The sequence below is a fragment of the Plectonema cf. radiosum LEGE 06105 genome, from assembly GCF_015207665.1.
Classification (GTDB): domain Bacteria; phylum Cyanobacteriota; class Cyanobacteriia; order Cyanobacteriales; family Nostocaceae; genus Rivularia; species Rivularia radiosa_A.
Genome location: NZ_JADEWL010000015.1, coordinates 40,407 through 60,982, shown reverse-complemented (window position 1 = coordinate 60,982; position 20,576 = coordinate 40,407). Strand labels below are relative to the sequence as shown.

The 20,576-nt window shown below is 37.8% G+C and carries 17 protein-coding genes; 6 read left to right on the top strand and 11 right to left on the bottom strand.

All coding sequences use genetic code 11. The features are described 5' to 3' along the window. The first annotated feature begins 29 nt into the window (after nt 1-29). The 4 genes from gpmI (at nt 30) to IQ247_RS07285 (ending at nt 3,451) form a co-directional block, all read left to right on the top strand. A complete protein-coding gene (gpmI, locus tag IQ247_RS07300; RefSeq protein ID WP_193918533.1) occupies nt 30-1,637 on the top strand; it encodes a 2,3-bisphosphoglycerate-independent phosphoglycerate mutase in 1,608 nt (535 codons plus the stop codon). 105 nt (nt 1,638-1,742) lie between these two features. Continuing rightward, nucleotides 1,743-1,976, top strand: coding sequence for a preprotein translocase subunit SecG (secG, locus tag IQ247_RS07295; protein WP_193918532.1), 234 nt, complete (start codon nt 1,743-1,745; stop codon nt 1,974-1,976). A gap of 2 nt (nt 1,977-1,978) precedes the next feature. Continuing rightward, entirely contained in the window at nt 1,979-2,839 is an 861-nt protein-coding gene (locus IQ247_RS07290; RefSeq protein WP_193918530.1) for a peptidase, read from the top strand. 381 nt (nt 2,840-3,220) lie between these two features. Continuing rightward, complete coding sequence (locus tag IQ247_RS07285) at nt 3,221-3,451, top strand: hypothetical protein (RefSeq protein WP_193918528.1); 231 nt, start codon at nt 3,221-3,223, stop codon at nt 3,449-3,451. Here IQ247_RS07285 and IQ247_RS07280 read toward each other — a convergent pair. The 6 genes from IQ247_RS07280 to mnmH all read right to left on the bottom strand — a co-directional run bounded on the left by IQ247_RS07280 (nt 3,444) and on the right by mnmH (nt 11,124). After that, on the bottom strand, nt 3,444-4,115 hold the full coding sequence (locus tag IQ247_RS07280; RefSeq protein WP_193918526.1) for an HhH-GPD family protein: 672 nt from the start codon (nt 4,113-4,115) through the stop codon (nt 3,444-3,446). The two genes, IQ247_RS07285 and IQ247_RS07280, sit on opposite strands and share 8 nt — an antisense overlap. 426 nt (nt 4,116-4,541) lie before the next feature. Continuing rightward, nucleotides 4,542-5,705: a glycosyltransferase family 4 protein gene (locus tag IQ247_RS07275; RefSeq protein ID WP_193918524.1), complete on the bottom strand. Its 1,164-nt coding sequence runs from the start codon at nt 5,703-5,705 to the stop codon at nt 4,542-4,544. 408 nt (nt 5,706-6,113) lie between these two features. After that, a complete protein-coding gene (locus tag IQ247_RS07270) occupies nt 6,114-7,631 on the bottom strand; it encodes an MFS transporter (protein ID WP_193918522.1) in 1,518 nt (505 codons plus the stop codon). 278 nt (nt 7,632-7,909) lie between these two features. Next, on the bottom strand, nt 7,910-8,839 hold the full coding sequence (gene recO, locus IQ247_RS07265) for a DNA repair protein RecO (RefSeq protein ID WP_193918521.1): 930 nt from the start codon (nt 8,837-8,839) through the stop codon (nt 7,910-7,912). Nucleotides 8,840-8,917: 78 nt separating this feature from the next. Next, on the bottom strand, nt 8,918-9,595 hold the full coding sequence (gene deoC, locus IQ247_RS07260; RefSeq protein WP_193918519.1) for a deoxyribose-phosphate aldolase: 678 nt from the start codon (nt 9,593-9,595) through the stop codon (nt 8,918-8,920). A 410-nt stretch (nt 9,596-10,005) separates the two neighbouring features. Then, a complete protein-coding gene (gene mnmH, locus IQ247_RS07255) occupies nt 10,006-11,124 on the bottom strand; it encodes a tRNA 2-selenouridine(34) synthase MnmH (RefSeq protein WP_193918517.1) in 1,119 nt (372 codons plus the stop codon). A 264-nt stretch (nt 11,125-11,388) separates the two neighbouring features. Here mnmH and IQ247_RS07250 point away from each other — a divergent pair, with 264 nt between their 5' ends. Beyond that, nucleotides 11,389-12,504: a hypothetical protein gene (locus IQ247_RS07250; RefSeq protein ID WP_193918515.1), complete on the top strand. Its 1,116-nt coding sequence runs from the start codon at nt 11,389-11,391 to the stop codon at nt 12,502-12,504. 268 nt (nt 12,505-12,772) lie between these two features. Further along, a complete protein-coding gene (locus tag IQ247_RS07245) occupies nt 12,773-13,507 on the top strand; it encodes a hypothetical protein (protein ID WP_228059542.1) in 735 nt (244 codons plus the stop codon). An 86-nt stretch (nt 13,508-13,593) separates the two neighbouring features. On the opposite strand, the gene lpxB is transcribed toward IQ247_RS07245, so the two are convergent. The 5 genes from lpxB to IQ247_RS07220 all read right to left on the bottom strand — a co-directional run bounded on the left by lpxB (nt 13,594) and on the right by IQ247_RS07220 (nt 20,526). Continuing rightward, nucleotides 13,594-14,754, bottom strand: coding sequence for a lipid-A-disaccharide synthase (gene lpxB / locus IQ247_RS07240; RefSeq protein WP_193918511.1), 1,161 nt, complete (start codon nt 14,752-14,754; stop codon nt 13,594-13,596). A 59-nt stretch (nt 14,755-14,813) separates the two neighbouring features. Further along, entirely contained in the window at nt 14,814-15,617 is an 804-nt protein-coding gene (gene lpxA, locus IQ247_RS07235; protein ID WP_193918509.1) for an acyl-ACP--UDP-N-acetylglucosamine O-acyltransferase, read from the bottom strand. 231 nt (nt 15,618-15,848) lie between these two features. Beyond that, nucleotides 15,849-16,379: a 3-hydroxyacyl-ACP dehydratase FabZ gene (gene fabZ, locus IQ247_RS07230; protein ID WP_193918607.1), complete on the bottom strand. Its 531-nt coding sequence runs from the start codon at nt 16,377-16,379 to the stop codon at nt 15,849-15,851. A gap of 264 nt (nt 16,380-16,643) precedes the next feature. Then, the gene (gene lpxC, locus IQ247_RS07225) at nt 16,644-17,516 is read right to left on the bottom strand and encodes a UDP-3-O-acyl-N-acetylglucosamine deacetylase (protein ID WP_193918507.1); all 873 of its coding nucleotides are present in this window, start codon (nt 17,514-17,516) and stop codon (nt 16,644-16,646) included. 769 nt (nt 17,517-18,285) lie between these two features. Continuing rightward, entirely contained in the window at nt 18,286-20,526 is a 2,241-nt protein-coding gene (locus tag IQ247_RS07220; protein ID WP_322745453.1) for a BamA/TamA family outer membrane protein, read from the bottom strand. Nucleotides 20,527-20,576: the final 50 nt, after the last annotated feature.

Genomic DNA, 20,576 nt, shown 5'->3' with positions numbered 1-20,576 from the left:
TATTACGAAAAGTAAAGGGCAAATTTGTTATGATAAAAGCACCTGTTTCTCCCGTGGTGCTGGTAATATTGGATGGATGGGGTTACTGCGAGGAGACCAAAGGAAACGCTGTTGCCGCCTCTTCAACACCCGTTATGGATAGCTTATTGAAGGCTTATCCAAACACGTTGATCAATACCTCCGGAAAAGCGGTGGGTTTGCCAGAAGGGCAAATGGGCAACTCAGAGGTAGGACATTTAAATATAGGTGCTGGACGAGTCGTACCGCAAGAATTGGTAAGAATTTCCGATGCTGTAGAAGATGGTTCGATTAATCAAAACCCAGCGCTGGTAAAAATTTGCCAAGAAGTGCAAAGTCGTCAGAGCAAGCTACATTTAGTAGGGCTTTGTTCTGAAGGGGGTGTACATTCCCATTTAAGCCATCTATTTGGACTGCTGGATTTAGCTAAGGCTCAAGGAATTTCGCAAATTTGTATCCATGCTATCACTGACGGACGCGATACTAAACCCAGTGAAGCTGTAAAATCAATTGGACTTATTCAAGATTATATAGATCGCATAGGAGTTGGACGCATTGTAACTGTCAGCGGACGCTACTATGCAATGGATAGAGATAAACGCTGGAATCGGATCGAAAGCGCTTACCAAGTAATGACGCAAGACAATTTAAGCAGTAACTGTTCTGCTCTAGAAGTAGTACAAAACTCCTATGCAGAAGGAATAACAGATGAATTTATTGTTCCCGTGAGAATTGCTCCAGGAGCGGTAGAAGCAGGAGATGGGGTAATATTTTTCAATTTTCGTCCCGATCGAGCTAGACAATTAACTCAAGTTTTTGTCAAGCCAGATTTTGACGGGTTTGAAAGACAGCAAATTAAACCGCTATCTTTTGTTACTTTTACCCAATACGAGCAAGATTTAGCAGTAGAGGTAGCATTTAAACCCCAGAATCTTGACAATATTCTCGGTGAAGTCATTTCGAGCCATGGTTTAAACCAGTTTCGGACTGCTGAAACTGAAAAATACGCTCACGTTACCTACTTTTTCAATGGAGGTTTGGAAGAACCTTTTGCAGGAGAAGACAGGGAACTGATCAGTTCTCCCATGGTAGCTACCTACGATCAAGCACCGATGATGTCAGCCTCAGCTGTTACCGATGTAGTTTTAAAAGCTATTAACAAGGAAATTTATTCCTTAATAGTAGTTAATTATGCTAATCCAGATATGGTAGGGCATACAGGTAACATGGAAGCTACTGTTCAAGCTTTAGAAGTGGTAGATAAATGTTTAGGACGTTTGTTAGAAGGAATCTGCAAAGTTGGAGGTACGGCTATAATTACAGCTGACCACGGAAATGCCGAATATATGATAGATGAGGGAGGAAATCCCTGGACGGCTCATACTACAAATCCAGTTCCTTTGATTTTGGTCGAAGGAGAGAGAGTCAAAATTCCCGGACACGCTACCAATGTTGTTTTAAGAAGCGATGGTAAGCTAGCCGATATTGCTCCAAGTATTTTGGAAATTTTACAGCTTCCTCAGCCACCAGAAATGACTGGAAAATCCCTGTTTCAACCAGCAGAGTATGATATCAAATCAACTCGTTCTCCCATGAATTTGGTGATGCACAAAAATTAACCAGAAGAATTAAGTTAAAATTTGTTAGTTGCTGGTTGTTAAATGCTATTCGTTTTAGCAACAACTAACAACCAACAACTAAAAACCAACAACTAACAACTAACTATGATTCTCTCAAATATAATACAAGGCATCTGGGCATTTTCTGCTATTGGTTTAATCATTTTAGTATTACTGCACAGTCCCAAAGGTGATGGAATTGGAGCTATCGGTGGACAAGCACAACTTTTTAGCAGTACCAAGAGCGCTGAAAATACTTTAAATCGTGTTACTTGGACTTTAACGGTAATTTTTCTCGGCTTGACTGTGGTTTTAAGTGCAGGTTGGCTTCCTAATTAGGAATGAGTAAACACCGAAAAATCAATACTCCCAAAAGTCTGTTTAAACAAGTAAAAATAGCTTGGGGATTTGCGATCGCAATACTGCTCGTTATTTTAACTAACGTGCAGGTTCATGGTATGTTTACAAATTTTAACTTGACAAAAGTACCGCAAGACCTGCAAGCAGATATAAAAATAGGGGTTGGGGAATCGGAAACTCTTAACAGAAAAAACTCTTTTATTAATACTATTTCTCAAACTGCTTCTCTCCGACGACAAAAACCCCATGCTTTACCATCAAGTTTGATGCAATGGAAAGACGATACAAATAGCGGTGATTATTTTACTGAAATTAAACCCACTAAATATGGTTATTTAACTTGGTGGCAATTTCCAGTTAAAGTTTATTTAGAAACACCAACAGGAAATAACACCAAGCAGTCTCAAGAATGGGTTAATACTGTCTCACAAACAGTACAAGAGTGGAATAATTATTTACCTTTAACAATAGTTGAAAACCCAGAAGCGGCAGATATCACCATTATGCGAAAATCTCCGCCATTGAAATTTACTCCTGGAAGCAACATTCCTCGCGCTCGTTCTGCGGAAACTCGCTATAAAATCTTTAATAAAGACAATATTTTATACCATGACTTTACTATATTATTAAGTCCCTCTCAAACAGGTAAATACCTTTTAGCAGCAGCTCGTCACGAACTCGGTCATGCTTTGGGAATTTGGGGACACAGTACAGACAAAGGTGACGCTCTATACTTTTCTCAAGTTAGTAACCCACCGCTGATTTCTCCTAGAGATGTCAATACATTAAAGAAGATTTATCAACAACCTACTAGTTTAGGGTGGAGTAATGTCGGGATTTAGAAGCAGTTTTAATTAAAAGATTTAAGAGCTTGTAGGTTGGGTTAGACACGAAAAATAAATTTTGTTTGTAACGCGAATTTATAATTATTGTGTCGTAACCCAACATTCTTCTTTTCTAATAAATTGAGATATTTAAGAATGCTCCGGAAAGAATTTGTTGGGTTAAGCGCTCTTCTTAATTTCCTGTTGGGCATCATTATTCTTCGTGCGCCGTGAAGCCAACCTAACAACTACCACTCTCTTAATATAAAAGGGCATATTGTCGCGATTGTAGCAGCAAAGCTGAACGCGCAAACCACCAAAATCAGTCTTCATCTTATGGACAAATTCATTTTTTAAAGCCATATTGAAATTCACAATCCTAAATAATATCAATAGGCTATGAAAGAAAATTTCGACAATATTATTTGGAATGAAATAGACGAACCAAATATTCACGAGAATATGCTGTTTGCTATCCGTAATTTAGCTTCAGACGATCGAGATATTCGCGAAGAATGCTTATGGGATTTGTTTGGTTGTATCTATCATCAAGGAAGTTTAGCCCCTAGAGCAGGTTTTGCCGTACCGTTTTTAATTGCAAGATTACAACAGGAAACAGAACCTATTTAACTTGTTGTTTCAAATAGCCACACCGCTCCCGCAACAAACACCGATCGCAATGCGGATTTTTCGCAGTACATACCTCCGCTCCAAAATCAAATAGCGTCAAATTCCATATTCCGACATCACGAGGCGGAGCTATTTCTTCTGCTGCTTGCCAAAGTAAGGGACAGCGAGATTTTACTCTCCCACCTTCAAAACCAAAAAAACGCTCGAAAATCCGTGCAACATTGGTATCAATCACTGCTTTGTTTTGTCCGTAAGCATTAGCGCAAATGGAACGGGCTGTATATTTACCAACTCCAGGTAATTTGAGTAATTCTGCTTGTGTATTCGGGATTTTTCCTTGGTATTCTTTAACTAATAATTGTGCCGATTTATGCAGTCTTTCAGCTCGAAATGAAAGTCCTAAAGGCTGTAAAATATTTTTGATTTCTAAAAATTGTGTTTCAGCTAATGCTTCCACTGTGGGATATTTTTCCATAAATTCTTCGTACAGGGGAGCAACTAAAGGCGCGTTAGTTTTCTGTAACATGAATTCTGCTGCTAAAATGGCGTAAGCATATGAAGTATTTCTCCAAGGAAATTTTCTACGATGCTGTTTTCCCCAAACTAACAATTCACAACGAAACCATTTAATTTTACCTTTGGATATTGTCCGGTATACAATCATTTCTTGTCTGGTATACAATCATTCATTGTCTGGCAGACAGCTTCTAGGTTGATTTAGACACAGAAATTAAATTTCGTTTGTAGGATCTGCTTTATAATTGTCGTGTCGTAACCCAATATTACTAGGATTAACAACAATTAAGATATTTAAGAATAGCCTATTAGAAAATGTTGGGTTAAGCGCTCTTCTTAATTTCCTGTTGGGCATCATTATTCTTCGTGCGCCGTGAAGCCAACCTACCAACTACTTTTTATACGCGACTAAATCGGATTGAGAAGTCGGGTTTTTTAAATAAATGTTTGTAAGATTATTACACATTTTATAAAAACCCGACGAATGACGATTGGATACCCCAAAAAAATATAGTGCGATCGCCCGCAACCTTTAGCGAACAACGCACTATATATAAACTATATATGTAGCGCGTCACACGGCTTTTTTGCTATGTTGGGGACGAAAATGTAAACTTCGTCTTTTGACGACTTCCTCATAAAGCTTCTCTAACTGAGTTATATTCTTGCCCAGAGTATAACGTTCTAGTACTCGCTGTCGTGCTTTTTTCCCTAACATCAATGCTAACTCTGGATGATCCTGGAACAGCGGTAATAAAGTGCGTAATTGCGATCGCACTCTATTAGTATCAAGTGTTACACCTGCTCCCTTCTGTAATACTTCTCCATCAGCACCGACTTCAGTTGCCAGACAAGCCAAACCGCAAGCCATTGCTTCTAATAGGGATAAAGATAAACCTTCAACTAAGGATGGTAATATAAATACATCGGCTCCCCGTAAAATTTCGATACGGCGATGATCATCAGCAACGAATCCCAGCCAAATAATGCCATATTCGGGGCCATAAAACGGCTCCAAACTAGCTCTTAAGGGACCATCACCAACTATTAGTAATTTACTTTGCGGCCCCATCTCAGCCTGTCTCCAAGCACGTAGCAAAGCTTCAACGTTCTTCTCTGGAGCTAGTCTACCTTGATAGATAAATAAACGTTCGGCTTTAAATTCAGCTTTGATGGCTGAGAAACCGGGAGAATATTTATCAACATCTACTCCATTGGGAATCACGGCAATATTTTCAGCCGGTACACCCATACGTGCTAGCAATTCTCGCTGAAGTTGGGAAAATACGATTACACCGTCATAATTACCTAAAAAAGGTGCATACAATTGATACGCTAAAAGCTGTGTTCCGGATACTAATTTTGCTCCTTTACCAGCAAACGGTGTATGGAAAGTAGCAATTAGAGGAATATCGAGCTTTTCACAAATTTCTGGTAACAAAAAATCTAGAGGAGATAAAGTCAGAGACGCATGAACGATGTCTGGTTTAATCCGTCGTAGCGAATCGGTTAAAACCTTAGTCGCTTTAAACGTAGGAATAGTATAAACCTGGGACTTATAGATAAAAGGTAGGGGTACCTCCTGACAATGTAACTCGTTTGAGCCTTGGGATACTTCCTGGGCAAAATGAAGAAAGCTAACTTCATGTCCCTGCTCTAACAAGCCATTTGTAATTTCTCTACTATAGGTAACATTGCCACAAAAGGGCGTTTTTTTTCCAATCCAAGCTATACGCATTCTTGATTAGTAATCTGGAAAGGGGGTTTATTCGGTCAGATTTTCTGTGAATATGATTGATACGGATTTACGGTTGCACTCGCTGGCTTTGTGGATATCATAATATCTCAATCCTAATTACTGACAACGCAAATTTTTACCTTTTTAAAACTCATAAATCATAAATTTATTTATGCCATTGCTATGCTGTTAATTACTATACGTTTTTATATGAAAAACTCAGACCCTATGTATAGCATCTACCTGATGTATATTTGATTCCAAATATTAAGGAATATATGATTACAGATGTAAATTACCGATGTAATTTTACCATGCTAGTAAAAGCAATAGTCAAGGTAATTCATGGATTCAAGATAGATATTCATGCCAAGGTCATAAATAATCATCACTTAATCGTAATAGCTATTAAGGAGATTTATACCTTGTTAATAGACCACCACATAAAACAATAGCAGCTAATGCCAAAAATACTGTCTGCAATCCAAAAAAAGTTTCAGCGATACCCGCTAATGCTAAAGGTAAAGTCAGAGCAATATTAACTAAGTTATTTTGCAGACCAAATACTTTACCACGCATTTGGGCTGGAGTTTCTGTTTGAATGGCAGTTTGTAAGGGAATACCGACTAAGGCACCAGATACACCTAATAAACCGATTAAAAACAGTACAACCCATAATTGTTGGGTAAATATTGCCAAACCTGTCAGTGAAATTACCATTCCCGCACATCCAGTTAAACTCAACTGGGAAGTTGAAAAATTTTCCCCAAATTGACCTAAGACTATTGCACCCAATGCGATACCAACACCACCCGATGCTAGTAAAAAGCCAAATTGATCGGCTGAGATGTTAGGTATAATTTCTGCGATGCGAACTGCTAATACTGTTAATGCAGCCAACACCGAAAACAAGATGATTAGCTGAATTAAAGCATTGCGGAGACGATGATTTTTACCTAAATATACAAAACCATCTTTCAAGTCAGCAAAAATATCGTTGGAAACATCTTTATTCAACTGGGGTTTCTCATCTGTCTTCAGCAATAGTAAAATTAATCCTGCAATCGCGTAGGAACCACCTACTAAAATTTCTTTCCCTAATCCACCGCTACCTACAAATTTTAGCCATAAAGCGTCTGCTGCGGATAAAAGCGGTTCTCCAATGGCAAATCCCACAATTACCGATGCCATCATCGTTGTAGTGTAAAGTGAATTAGCAGAAAGTAAGTTACGCGGCTTGACTATCAGAGGAATTACAGCTTGTTCTGCGGGTGCAAAAAACTGGGTTAAGGTGGAAACCAAAAAAGTTACTGCCAAAATAATCAGGAAACCAGCAGGAATATTACCTACACTATGCCAATCTTTAGCCAACCATAGTAAGGGTACAATTCCTAAAACTAAAATACCGCGCCAAATGTTAGTTGACACCAGCACAGTTTTTTTTGTCCATCGATCTACAAATACCCCAGCTAAAGAGCCAAAAAGTACTGCCGGAATTGTAAAAGTCATCATTAAAGCTGATACCCAGCCGCTAATGCTGCTTCCCTCAGATTGAAACTGAGTATTAATCAAAGCAATCATCAGTACCAAATATACTTTATCTGCTAACTGACAAAATACCTGACCACCCCATAAAGCAAGGAAATTAGCATTTGTCAATATGGGTAAAAACCCTTGACTATTTGTATTTATAACTACTTGATTTTTTTCATTACTTTCTTTAGATACGTTAGACTTTTCCAGAAATTTAGCAGTAGCGGGGGAATTTTTTTCTAAATTACTACTGTTACTGTCGTGGGAATATAATTGATCTTTGATTTTATTTTCCCAAACTTTATCAACGTCGATTCGAGGTATTTCCGATACCGACTGATGATGATTTTGATGATTTTTAGAATCGTTTTTAGAAACGTCTCTTGCTGACATTTCGTTTGTGTTGTTACTTTACTGTATGGTGGACTTGAGAAAATATGCTTAACTAATGTCAAAGCCGAAATTCGACCCTACTAACCAAAAAATACCAGTTTATTGGTTTGTTAAATCAGTTTTTTGGCAAAATGCCGTAAAAATCTCAAATATCTTCACATATAGGGTTGGGGGGAATAGGGAATAGGTAAATGTCCTAACAATTGTGGCTACCGCTATAATACAGACATTTATCCTAAAAAACCCGACTTCTGTGATACGTTGAATTCACATTAAATTTAGCCATAAATTGTCGCAAAATACGAGTCTATCAAAGTTGCTGAACGAATTGAACGACCAAAATGGTATTGAGCATATTGTCTTAATAGACGTTCGATATATAACCAGTTTTTTTGGGCAGCGGTTTCTTCTCTAATTTGCGATCGCGTTAATTGCTGTAATAAATAGAGTTCCTCAGCACTCAAACGACGTAGCACAGTGGGTAATTCTTCCTGATGAACAATAGTTTCGTAGATGGGGGATGAAGTCGAAGCAGATGAAAAATAAACTCCACCAGATTCTTTAACGTTAGATGCTATTTCTACTCTAACCTGTTCTTCCATTGTCGCACTTTGGGCGATAGCTCGCAGATTTTCCCAAGCTGACATTGAAACAACTCCACCTGCATTAATACTAAAACCTACTAGAGATTTGGCATTAGTGAAATCTGGTTTAACGGCAATTCCAGTTAAACAGCAAGCTTCTACTTGAGGTTTTAAACCAGCCAAAGCCAAAAGTTGAAAAACACCATGTACAAGGTATGCTAAAACATCCTGACTGGTACTGGATAATTTTTGTATACGGCTCAGATGTTCGTTAAACAGTTCAAACAGTTCATCTTGGGGTTGTTCACTTAGTGCTTGAGCGAGGACTATTTCTGCTAAATATTGTGAAGCTGCTAATTTACCTAAACCTCCTCCTAAACTCGGATACGTTTTAATAGTTTGTGCTTGAGTAATTTTATCGATACTTCGTCCTTTAGCAATCAGTAATTCATTGACCACAAATATTCCACTTCTCCCACCAAGACTGGAATTGTGCTTGCGTGCGCCGGTTGCAGTAGCTCTAATTAATCCAAACTCTCGCGTCAAAATTGTTACTATTCTATCAGATTCACCAAAAGCTTGAGTTTTTAAATTAATTCCAGTTGCTTTGTAGGTTCTACTCATTAATAATTAGATCAGTTGACAGTTGACAGTTGACAGTTGACCTTTGACCTTTAACCTTTAACCTCTAACCTTTAACCTTTAACCTTTAGAAGATTCATTCCGTTGACGCAATAAATCGACACCGCGAGAAGTACCTAATCTAGTAGCACCTGCTAAAATTAATTCTAAAGCTTGGTCTACAGTACGAATACCCCCCGAAGCCTTAATTTCAATTCTGTCTTTTGCTAGTTCCTGTAAAAGCTTGACATCTGCTACAGTTGCACCACCATTCCAACCAGTACAAGTTTTGAGAAATGATGCACCTGCATCCATGGATACTTCAGCAGCCATTTTTTTCTCAATATCGGTTAATAAATTTGTTTCCAAAATTACTTTAACAACTTGTCCGGTTTCTTCGCAAATTGCAGCAATTTCCCGATGTATTTCTTCAGTTTTACCAGCTTTTAACCAACCCAAATTCATCACTACATCTAACTCAGTTGCACCGTTTTCTGCTGCTTCTTGTGCTTCAAAAAGTTTGACTGCGGCAGTAGTCGCTCCTGTGGGAAAACCAATCACAGTACAGACTTTCGGCTGTTTACCATGCAAAAGTTCCGCTGTAAAACGTACCCAGGTAGGTTGAATGCAAACTGTTGCAAAATGATATCTATCTGCTTCTTCACACCATTGCTCGACCTGTTGTTGAGTTGCTGTAGGATGAAGTAAGGAATGGTCGATATATGGTGCAATATCAATATCGGAATGTTCTGATGTCATAGTTTTTTCAACTAATTTTATACTAATAGTTATTTTTTCTTCTTTAGGACTTACGATATTGTCACAAATGGTTGATGGTGCGTGACGCTACAAACCTTATTACTACGTTCAAATTTAATCGTAGCGTCACACACCCTACAAGGAAAATGTGCCAGTTGCGTAAGTCCTGTTCTTATTAGAATGGATAATTATAGAAGTCGGGTTTTTACGATTAATATCCGTAACACCACAAAAGCCTTATAAAAACGCGACTTGTTTCCCCAGAAAAAATTAATTAATGTTTTACAGTTACTCAGTTATGATTTCAAATCAGTAATTAAAATGATAACTGGTAACTGCTAACTGTTCACTGATTTAAGAGTTTTGTCAAATCAAAAATGAAAAAAATACAAATACTTATCGATAATATTCTATAAACCTGATTTTTGTGCGTAAGTATTAATAATATCTCCTCCGGAGACGCTGTTAACACAGCTATTATAGAAACAAAGCGAATCTAACCAACTATTAATATTACTATCGGATAAATCAGCGAAAGAAACTACTTCTTCAATTCGAGCAAAATTCACTTGCATCGATTTACCATAAGTCGGATCGTAATGGTATTCCAACATATCTTTCACAAATAATTCCCAATCTTGATTATCTATCATCCGATACCATTGACTGATTTTTGTCCATCCACAACGATATTTTAATTTCTCTAACTTTGTTTTGAGAATGTCAGGATTATTTATCAAATGTGGATATTCTCGTAACAAAAATTCGACTCTAGCATCAAGAGGTAGTCTGATTTCTACACAGCTAGATTGCTTCATTTTCTCCCATAAAGAATGAGGTAAATGAATTTCCCCTATTTTTGTACTTTCTGATTCTACCCACACAGTTTGATCAGGATTAAACTTTTGCAAAACTTGCAACAATTGGGATTCAAAAAATTTTTGTGCTGGTTGACAACCAGATTCACCAAGCCATTTTTGACCTAATAAAGAACCACGATGATTTGCTAAAGCTTCCAAATCTAAAACTTGAAAACCTCTTTGATGCATCTTGCGTAAAATATGTGTTTTTCCGCTACCAGTTAAACCACACAATATTTTGTAATTTAATTGTCGCGGTAACAAATCTAATTGTTGACGTACATAATTGCGATAAGTTTTGTAACCACCTTCAAGTAAAGTTACGCGCCAACCAATTTGAGATAATACCATAGCCAGACTAGCAGAACGTTGACCCCCACGCCAACAATAAATTAATGGCTGATAGTTTTTTTCTTTGTTCGCAAAATGTTCTTTTAAGTGTTTAGAAATGTTTTTTGATACTATCGCTGCCCCTATTTTCCGAGCTTGAAAAGGGGAAAACTGCTTGTATATCGTTCCAACTTCAGCACGCTCAGCATCATTTAAAACCGGCAAATTAATTGCCCCAGGGATACGATCTTCTGCAAATTCACGACTTGAACGAACATCAATTATTTCACTATAAGTTTCCTTATGTGGTTCTTTAGTGTATTTTAGTGAAGCAGCCATTGCAATCAAACTCTATTTTTTCAATTATGGCATTTCCAAAAAGAAGTGAGACTCTGCTATCAAAGCATTAAGTCGCGGGTATGTTTCATCATCACTTTACCTTACATCAAGTTAGTTGCTTGATAAAGTTTTATAAAATATCTATAAATGGATACTTGAGAAGCGGTAATATCTTATGCAAAAATAAGCTTTTTGTCAGGTTGCTCGGCAACTGTATTCAAGGCAGAGTGAAGTTTAGGTAAATTAATACAGAGAGTATTCCCTATGAAACGAATGCGATTACCCTTGTGGATTCCCTATCCAAATGCTTGGTTAAGTGCTTTAATGCTGTCTGTGTTGATGAGTACATTTTTGGCTATCGTCAGACGTTATATAGATTCATTGTATAATTTATCAAAATTGTCAAACACTCCAGAAAAATTGAGTGTCATTGTTATATTAATATTAATTTTACCTATACCCGCGATCGCACTTTTTCATCATTTATTCCTCAGTCGTTTAGTTTCTTCAATTCCAGGGCAAAAAACCAGCAGTGCTTCGGGATTTGTTCCCGGATTAATCAGTTGGTGGGAAAGTTTATATAGTTGGCTGGTAATTGTATTATCCACATTAATAGCAATTTTAATATCGACACCTTTTTTACCTTTATTTCAGCTTAATTACACAAAATTAATTGCAACATACACAGACAATCCTAGTAATTTAAGATTTTTGTTTGCTGCTGTGTGGATTATATCCGCTGCTATTTTGTATCAAATTGCATATTTATTTAAAGCTCGTCTTGTTTCCGACGATAGTGATAGTGATATAGAAGATGAAATAAATAGCTTAAAAACTAAAGTAAAACAAAGTGAGATTCAAAACCAGGAAGTGATTTCGACAACTGTAGTAAGTAGCAGCGATACAACTAAAAATAGCTCAGACGGTTCTAATGTTGCAGTTAAAGAGCGAAAATCATCAAAGACATTTCTAAATATATTCGTAATTAGTTTAGTCGGTGCGTGGTTGTATATGTTTTTCACTTTACCAGATGTTCAACAAAGTATATCATCTGGTAATTTTGCAGAACAAATTCAAAAAAGAATTAGTACTGAAACTAAAGTCGTTAATACTCAAATTTCCAAAATATCACCTCAAAGTAACTCTTTTGATGAAGCATTAAATCTTGCTAATAGTGCAGCACAACTGCAAGAATTTGCAAGTTCGCCGGAAGATTGGAATACCGTTTTAGGTAAATGGAAAGCAGCGCTTACTTTAATGGAAACTGTACCACCAGAAAGTGCCAATTTTATAGTGGCTGAACAAAAAATTGGAGAATATAAGAAAAGGTTAGATAAAGCGGAGAAAAAAGCTGTTAAATCAGTGAACAGTGAACAGTGAACAGTTATCAGTTAACAGTTATCATTTAAAGATTAAAGGTGTCTTAGAAGTCGGATTTTTATGATAACTATTCGTAAAAAAAACAATTTTTAAAAACCCGACTTCTCTAGTTTCCATAACTCACGTTAAATTACTTGTTTTACTATAAAAAATTCTAGATAAAAAACCGCTGATAACCCTGAAGAAAGAAATATAGAGAATTGACTGAAGTAGCGGTAATTACTGAAAATGTATTCATCATGTTAGCTTTGCATTTGAAGTGGGAAAAATGGAATTAGAAATAGAAAAGTCTTGTTTGATAACTTTTCATCTACCAATCTTTCTCATGACAAAACAAAAATTAAGCAGATTCCATTGGTATGTATGGTTTCCATATCCTAGCTCGTGGATAAAAGCCTTATTTATCACCGTCTATCTAAATGTAATTATAATTATTGTTAGTATGACGGCAATTATAGGCTATTTAACAGCAGCAATTGTAGATAAACCACATACCGTTATTTTTTTCGGAATATTTGCCCTACTAACTCCTATTCCAGTAATTGCCTTCACTCATCATATTTTACATTTATTTCTTCGTAAATATATCCCAGTAATTCAAACTCTTGAGATGAAAAATACTCAAGGTTTTGAAATTAAAATATTTAGCTGGTGGGAAGGTTTATATGGTTGGGTTGTAATTCTCATTTCTATGATGATAGCAACTGCTTTGTGTACATATTTGATACCTTTATTTGATTTAGATTATAGAATACCAGTTGATAAATATACTGATTCTCAAAAAAAGATAATAACTGTATTTGGTATTATTTTCATAATCGTAGCTGCTTTACTTTATCAATTTGAATATTGCTTCAAACGTAATTTACTTTTTCACAATAATATTGATCATAAAAATTTTCCAAAGAAACCAAATATTAATTCCGATAGAAATTCAAATATGAATAAATTACGTGGTGATATGGGATTATATAAAATGAAAGATAAGAATAAGAAAAACTAACGTGAGGTTAAAGGTTAAAGGTTAAAGGTTAAAATTTATAATTCCAAACTCCAAACTCTAAACTCCTAACCGTCAACTGTCAACTGTCAACTGTTAACTAACTTTAAAATTTCCTTAGCAGCGCGATCGCAAACTCCAACTTCGCCGACAAACTGCTGCATTTGTTGATAATCGGCTTGCATTTGCTGTTGACGTTGTTGGTTTAACAACAATTCCATTGCTGCTTGGACAATATTTTCAGGAGTGGCTCTTTCTTGAATAAATTCGGGTACAATTTCCCGCATGACTAATAAATTAGCCGGGGAAGCATAGGAAAATTTAATTTTGAGGATGTTTTTCGCAACCCAAAAAGTGAAGGGATTTAAACGATATAAAACTACTTGGGGTATATTTAATAAACCTAATTCCAAATTAACTGTACCAGACTTCGTAATTGCTAAATCCGCAGCAGCTAATACTTCTTGTTGTTGAGTGGATATAACAGTTGCTTTTAATTGATAGTTAATAATTTCTTTTTCTATTTGTTGTCTATATCTTTCCATAGACAAGGGAATCCAAAAATGAACATTTGGTATTTTGCTTTGAATTTCCCTTGCTGCTTCAAACATTACCGGCACAATAAATTTTATCTCTTGGATACGGGAAGCGGGTAAAAGTGCCACACAAGTTACATTATCATCAATTCCTAGCTTGGCTCGCGCTGCTTCTCTATTAGGAAAAGTTTGCATCCTATCGACTAAAGGATGTCCTACCCAGGTTACATCAGCACCCTTCTTTTGAAAATAACGTGCTTCTTCGGGAAATATCGCTAATATCTTATTGCTAATATTTATTATTTGTTCTGTATCTCGCTCGGTAATAGAAGTAACCCAAACTTGAGGTGCAATATAGTAAACTGTGGGACAAGAGGGCATATGACGGCGAATATACTTACCAATTGCCATATTCGGTCCGGCATAGTCAATAAATACCACTAAATCTGGTGGATATTCTTGCAAAAACGCGATCGCTTGTCGCTGTATTTTTAAAGTTGGTAGTACAAAAGGCAAAGATTCCAAAATTCCAATGGAACCAATAGAAGTAGTATTTCCGATTAAAGATGCACCTTTGTGTGCCATCTTATCACCACCTAAAGCCACAATCTCTAATTCCAACCCCATTGCGGCGGCTTGATGCTTAAGTGCAGTAATTAGCAGTGAACCTTGTAAATCACCTGAAACTTCGCCAGTACTAATAAATATTCTCATTAGGTAATGGGTAATGGGTAATGGGTAATGGGTAATGGGTAATGGGGAATAGTCAACTGTCAACTAATACCACCTTTACCAGGAGTTAAACCGCGTCTTCCAGGCATTTGAGAAAGCATTAAAAAGCGACGTAAATGTTGCAGATGTGCGGTATCGCCTAAAAATTCTAATTTTTCTATAGCTTGTTTAAATGTTATATCGGAACGATAAAGAATACGGAAGGCTTTTTTAAGAATTTGTAACTCATCAGTAGAAAAACCGGCGCGTTTGAGTCCTACTAAATTCAGCGTGCGAATCCTGGCTGGATTTCCTTCTACTAACATATATGGTGGTATATCTCGATCAATTCGTGCCATACCTCCTACCATTGCTTGTCTACCAATATGCACAAATTGATGAACGCCCAAGACCCCACTTAGTCTTGCTCGTGATTCTATGTATACATGACCCGCTAACGCTACTGAATTAGCAATGACGACAGAATCTTCCAAAACACAATTATGACCGATATGAACGTAAGCCATCAGCAGATTACCGTTACCAATACGAGTTTCTTCACCCGCACCAGTAGCGCGATTGATTGTTACGTATTCTCGAATACTGTTATCATCGCCAATCTTAACCTTACTAAATTCCCCAGCGTATTTTAAATCTTGAGGTTCTGAACCGATAACAGCACCTGAGAAAATCCGATTTCGCGCTCCTATTTCCAGAGGTCCTTCAAGCACTGCATGAGAACCGATAATCGTCTCCGGACCGATTTTTACATTTCCTTCAATTGCAGCATAGGCACCAACTTGAACGGTAGGATGCAATTGCGCGTTAGGATGAATTACAGCAGTTGGGTGAATTAATGTCTTCAAAGGTTAATCTCCAGAACAGTTTGCGCGGCATGAATAATTTAAGTAATCAGTAGCCGAAAGCATCGATGATTCGCAACGATTATTATGAATTATGATATGAGGACGGCGAAAATTACGAATATTTACTATACTATTGGTAAATTCTTTTTACCAATGTTTTCATAGTTTAAAGTACAGTAAAGGCACATAATAATCGTGCCTTTACCAATTTCAGTTATTTCTCAATTAATCTCAATTAATCAGAGAAAACATCAGTTCGCCTTTGGCTGCAAGTTGACCGTCCACTTCAGCACGACCTTGCATCTTACCAAAACGACGACGCTTCACCCACAACAGTTCCAAGTTCATTACCAGTTGGTCTCCTGGAACTACTTGACGGTGAAAACGTACTTTATCAATGCCAGCAAATACGAAAAGTCCGCCTTCATACTCAGGTAATTGTGTCATTACGACACCACCGACTTGTGCCATAGCCTCAACAATTAGTACACCGGGCATAATCGGTTGTCCGGGAAAATGCCCTTGGAAATGGGGTTCGTTGAAAGTCACATTTTTGATGCCAACAGCTTGTTTCCCCGGAACGTAATCGATAATTCGATCTACTAATGCAAAAGGATAGCGATGCGGTAACAGCTTCTGAATTTCTTCCACTGTAAAAATTGTTTTTCTTTCCGAATTGGTTGTACTAGAGTCACCCAATTTATTTTCGGTAGATGCTTGCGCGATCGCGTTATTAGAATTAATTTCGGTAACAGTTGACATTTGGCTTGTTTGGGTTAATTTATTCTGATAGGTACTACTGCAAAAATATTTATACATTACGAAAGCTTCAAATCTTTGTCCGCAACTAGGAACATTCTTCCAGCGTCTCCACAAGAGAGATAGCATTGAGCTTTTTCTGTGCGCTTGTCGCAATATACATTTAGTTTTGCGTAAGTACTTAAATTTTAAGAGTAGGCGATTATTGTATGGAATTTCCTTGAAAATTTGGGATTTAAGATTAGTTTTCCAATATACAAATCAAATCTACAAATTTAAATTTTGCTGCTCTAAAATTTTCTCTGCCAGTTGAACGTGTAAATTATGGCTGGCTTTGTAAGCTAGAAAATGAGCGCGGGGAAAATTTCCCAATAAACTTAAATCTCCTACTAAATCCAAGATTTTATGACGTACAGGCTCATTTGAAAATCGTAGTGGTGGATTAACCCAGCCAGATGGACTACATACAAGGGCATTTTCTAAACTTCCACCTTTGATTAACCCAGCTGTTTGCAAATGTTCGATTTGATGCATTAAACCAAACGTCCGGGCGGGAGCAATTTCTAAAACAAATGTTTCATCAGGGTTTTGCTGTTCATCACAAGGCATCCAACTGTGCCATTGATTACCAATTGCCGGTAACTCAAAATCAATTCCGTAGGTAAAACGGGTTTTTTCTGCTGGTAGCGCACAAACAAAAGCATCTTCTTGACGTACCCAAATTGGTTCCTTTATTGATTCCTTTAAGAATAAAGCGTTTTCAGAAACAGGTGAATTTTGCTCAACCGTACCAACTTTAGCTATACTTTCAGCCCATATTCGTGCCGAACCATCTAAAAGTGGTACTTCCGCACCATCAATTTCAATGCGGGCGTTATTTACCCCCATAGCAGCCAAAGCAGCCAATAAATGTTCTACAGTACGGACACTGGCTTCACCTTGCCTTAATTCAGTCGAGAGAACCGTCTGAGAGACTGCTGTCACATCTGCTGGAATAGTTGGTGCAGAAGGTAAATCTACTCGTACAAAATAGCGTCCACTTCCTGGCTCTGCTGGTAATATACGGACATTAGTATCAATACCGCTGTGTAATCCTATTCCTGTTTGGCTAATTTGGCTGACTATTGTACGCTGTTGCATAAGGCACGTTTTGTATTTTATTTTTATATAATTTAGTTAGCTGGAATATTGTGTTAGGACTTACGCAACCGGCACATTTTTCTTGTAGGGTGCTGTGACACTTTGATGAAGTTTGAACGTAGTAATAAGGTTTTTAGTGTCACGCACCAACCGGATATTGTGACAATTGCGTAAGCCCTGTGTGTATTAAAAATATTTTGTCGTTTAAAATATTCGTTTTTCCTTTTATTTATTAGTAATGGGAGATTAGTAGTGGGAGCTTCTAGCTCCCTCACTGAAAATAGAAAAAACTTCCCTTACTGAAAATAGAAAAAACTTCGTTTGACGAGAATACCCAGAACTTGGTTTGATCACAATAGGCATCTACGGAAATGAAATATGTGTTAACCGAAACCTTTGTAGAGACGCGAACCCTTGCGTCTCTACATTCTTTATCGGAGATGTCTAATAGCCAGAACTTCGTTTGATCACAATAGGCAGAACTTCGTTTGATGAGAATAGGCAGAACTTCGTTTGATCACAATAGGGAGCGAGACGCTCCCACTACAAATATTTAACCGATCCAAATTAATCTGGTAGATTACTACAGCTAAGCTTTCCTGGTTATTAGTAGTGCGAGCGTCCCGCTCGCTAATGATTCCCAGATAGCCTCCCGTTCGTTATTTGTCACCAGTTAGGCTTTAGGTAATAGTATTGAAGTTAAAGCTAAAAATTAGCAAGCTAACCGGGAAACATAAAGGTCAAAGGTCAACTGTCAACTGTCAACTGCTTAAAACCTTTCCCCAATACCAAAATTAATTCGACTGTCTCCATCATCGTTAAGACCGTAATCAATCCGAATTGGTCCGAGGGGTGATTGTACTCTTAACCCAAGACCGTAACCTACGCCAGTACCATTTTTACTAAGTAATTCCGCTGGTTCGGTTGTGGTGCCTAAGTCACTACCAACATCAACAAATAATGCACCACTAAGCACTGAGAACAACGGGAAGCGATACTCTACTGATGCTTCTACATAACTGCGTCCACTACTTAATCCACCTTCGTCATAACCCCGCACTGAGTTACTACCACCTAATGAAAAAGCTTCATAAGGAGGTAAGTCACCAAGAATGGTTCCAGCTTGAAAGTTAAAAGCTAGGGTTTCTGGTCCTTTGCTAAAGTTGGTAAAGTTGACAGGAATGTAATAACTGTAATTACCCTGCAACCTAGTCAGAAAAATATTACCTTGTCCGATTGGTACCGACTGGTCTAAACCCAAACGCAAGAAGGAACCTTGAGTCGGTTGTAAAGGGTTATTTCGCATATCGCGAGATGCTCCGAGTTTGACTAGTAGCAAATCGTCTCTACCTGTGTCAGATTCGCTGAGGTCAACTTCTAAGCCTGGGTTGCCTTGTTCATCATAAATTGCACCTTTTGGGCTAGTATCACCATCACTATTAGTGATGTTAACTCTTTGATACTGCAAACCAGCAGAAGCGACCCATTCCGATTTTTCGTAAGGATTTTTATTGAGAGGACGAGTAAAGTTTACACCTCCACCAGTACGGACAACACGGGGGCGATCGCGATTATCTTCATTTGGAGCCACGGTCTCAATTTCTTGATCATCACCGTCAAAAATCAAAGAAATCGAACGACGACGGAAGGCGTTAACTGTGTAAGAAGTACGGTAAGGGTCGCCTGCTATCCAAGGATCTGTATAGCGGAGGTCAAATAAGAATTCCCGGACTCCTGCTTGTAATTCTGCTCCTAATTTTTGGTTTCTACCGTTGAGGTTTTGTTCTTGGTAACTAATAGTACCAAACAATCCACTTGCAGAACTAACACCAGCACCTGCGGCGATGGAACCGCTGTTTCGTTCTACGACGTTGACGATGACGTTTACTTTACTAGGATCTTCACCTGGATCGAGGGAAACGTTAACATCTTCAAATAATCCTAGTCCAAATACCCGTTGTAAATCTCTTTGGACTATGTTGCGGTTAAATACATTTCCTGGCTTGAGTTGTAGTTCTCGCTGAACAATATATGGTTGAGTTCTTCCTTTTACGGGTTTTCCGTCTTCGTTGGTAACTTCACCATCTTTGTTACGAAATTGGACTCGAATATCTTCTACTAACCCTTCAGCCACTTGTAAAGTAACTACCCCATCTGGTGATACTTGGGGAGCGCCAATTACATTGGCTAATACATAACCTTGGTCTTGATATTGTTTGACTAATAGCTTGATACCTTCTTGTAATTCCCGCAAATTGAGAATTTGACCGTATTGCTTGCTGAATATTTCATCTACAGTTTTCTCAGGTAGTACCGAAGGAACCTTCGCACCCGGATTCGCGTCTATCTGCACTCTTTGCAAAACGGGGTTGGGTTGAACTACAAAACTGACTCTAACCCCCAAAGGTGTATCTTCCGGAGCTACTTGCACGTTAGAGAAAAAGCCGGTTCCAAAAATGGCATTTATATCTTCTTGTAATTGCGATCGCGTTGTGGTTCGTCCTGGTTGAGTACGAATAACTCGATAAACTTGGTCTTGCAATGTTTGTGGTAATTGTCCTGTTTCCGATCTAACTAAAACTTCTGATACTAATACACGGGTTTCATCTGCTGTCGGTTCGTTTGTTTCTGTCGTCCCCGGTGTCTGAAATTGGGGTTGCTGTTGGGGCGCTGGTTGTTGAGTGGGCTGCTGATTTTCTAATGTCGGAGTATTTTCCGGAGTGGGACTTGGTACTGACTCTTGATTACCGCTAGGAAGATTATCAGGAGGGGGAATTTGTGGAGTATTTTGTGCAGTTGTGGAATTGGAAGTTGGTATTATTACTTGCAATTTGTTTGCAACTGATGTATCAACTTGATTTGTACCTGCTGTCGGAAAAATATCTTGTGACTTTTCAGAACTCTTGACATTTTGGGCATTTGCACTTAAAGAAACTCCTAATGGAGTAGTAAGTGCAATTACCGTCACCAAAAAGGGAGATAAACGCATTTTATTTAGATTACTTTTCACGTCCACACACCATCGTTAAATAAATATGATAGTTATTTGTCATCTGTCAG

Bases quoted from the DNA above. Each gene is read 5' to 3' on its own strand.
- gpmI (WP_193918533.1), top strand. From the start codon at position 30: ATGATAAAAGCACCTGTTTCTCCCGTGGTGCTGGTAATATTGGATGGA.
- secG (WP_193918532.1), top strand. From the start codon at position 1,743: ATGATTCTCTCAAATATAATACAAGGCATCTGGGCATTTTCTGCTATT.
- IQ247_RS07290 (WP_193918530.1), top strand. From the start codon at position 1,979: ATGAGTAAACACCGAAAAATCAATACTCCCAAAAGTCTGTTTAAACAA.
- IQ247_RS07285 (WP_193918528.1), top strand. From the start codon at position 3,221: ATGAAAGAAAATTTCGACAATATTATTTGGAATGAAATAGACGAACCA.
- IQ247_RS07280 (WP_193918526.1), bottom strand. From the start codon at position 4,115: ATGATTGTATACCGGACAATATCCAAAGGTAAAATTAAATGGTTTCGT.
- IQ247_RS07275 (WP_193918524.1), bottom strand. From the start codon at position 5,705: ATGCGTATAGCTTGGATTGGAAAAAAAACGCCCTTTTGTGGCAATGTT.
- IQ247_RS07270 (WP_193918522.1), bottom strand. From the start codon at position 7,631: ATGTCAGCAAGAGACGTTTCTAAAAACGATTCTAAAAATCATCAAAAT.
- recO (WP_193918521.1), bottom strand. From the start codon at position 8,839: ATGAGTAGAACCTACAAAGCAACTGGAATTAATTTAAAAACTCAAGCT.
- deoC (WP_193918519.1), bottom strand. From the start codon at position 9,595: ATGACATCAGAACATTCCGATATTGATATTGCACCATATATCGACCAT.
- mnmH (WP_193918517.1), bottom strand. From the start codon at position 11,124: ATGGCTGCTTCACTAAAATACACTAAAGAACCACATAAGGAAACTTAT.
- IQ247_RS07250 (WP_193918515.1), top strand. From the start codon at position 11,389: ATGAAACGAATGCGATTACCCTTGTGGATTCCCTATCCAAATGCTTGG.
- IQ247_RS07245 (WP_228059542.1), top strand. From the start codon at position 12,773: ATGGAATTAGAAATAGAAAAGTCTTGTTTGATAACTTTTCATCTACCA.
- lpxB (WP_193918511.1), bottom strand. From the start codon at position 14,754: ATGAGAATATTTATTAGTACTGGCGAAGTTTCAGGTGATTTACAAGGT.
- fabZ (WP_193918607.1), bottom strand. From the start codon at position 16,379: ATGTCAACTGTTACCGAAATTAATTCTAATAACGCGATCGCGCAAGCA.
- lpxC (WP_193918507.1), bottom strand. From the start codon at position 17,516: ATGCAACAGCGTACAATAGTCAGCCAAATTAGCCAAACAGGAATAGGA.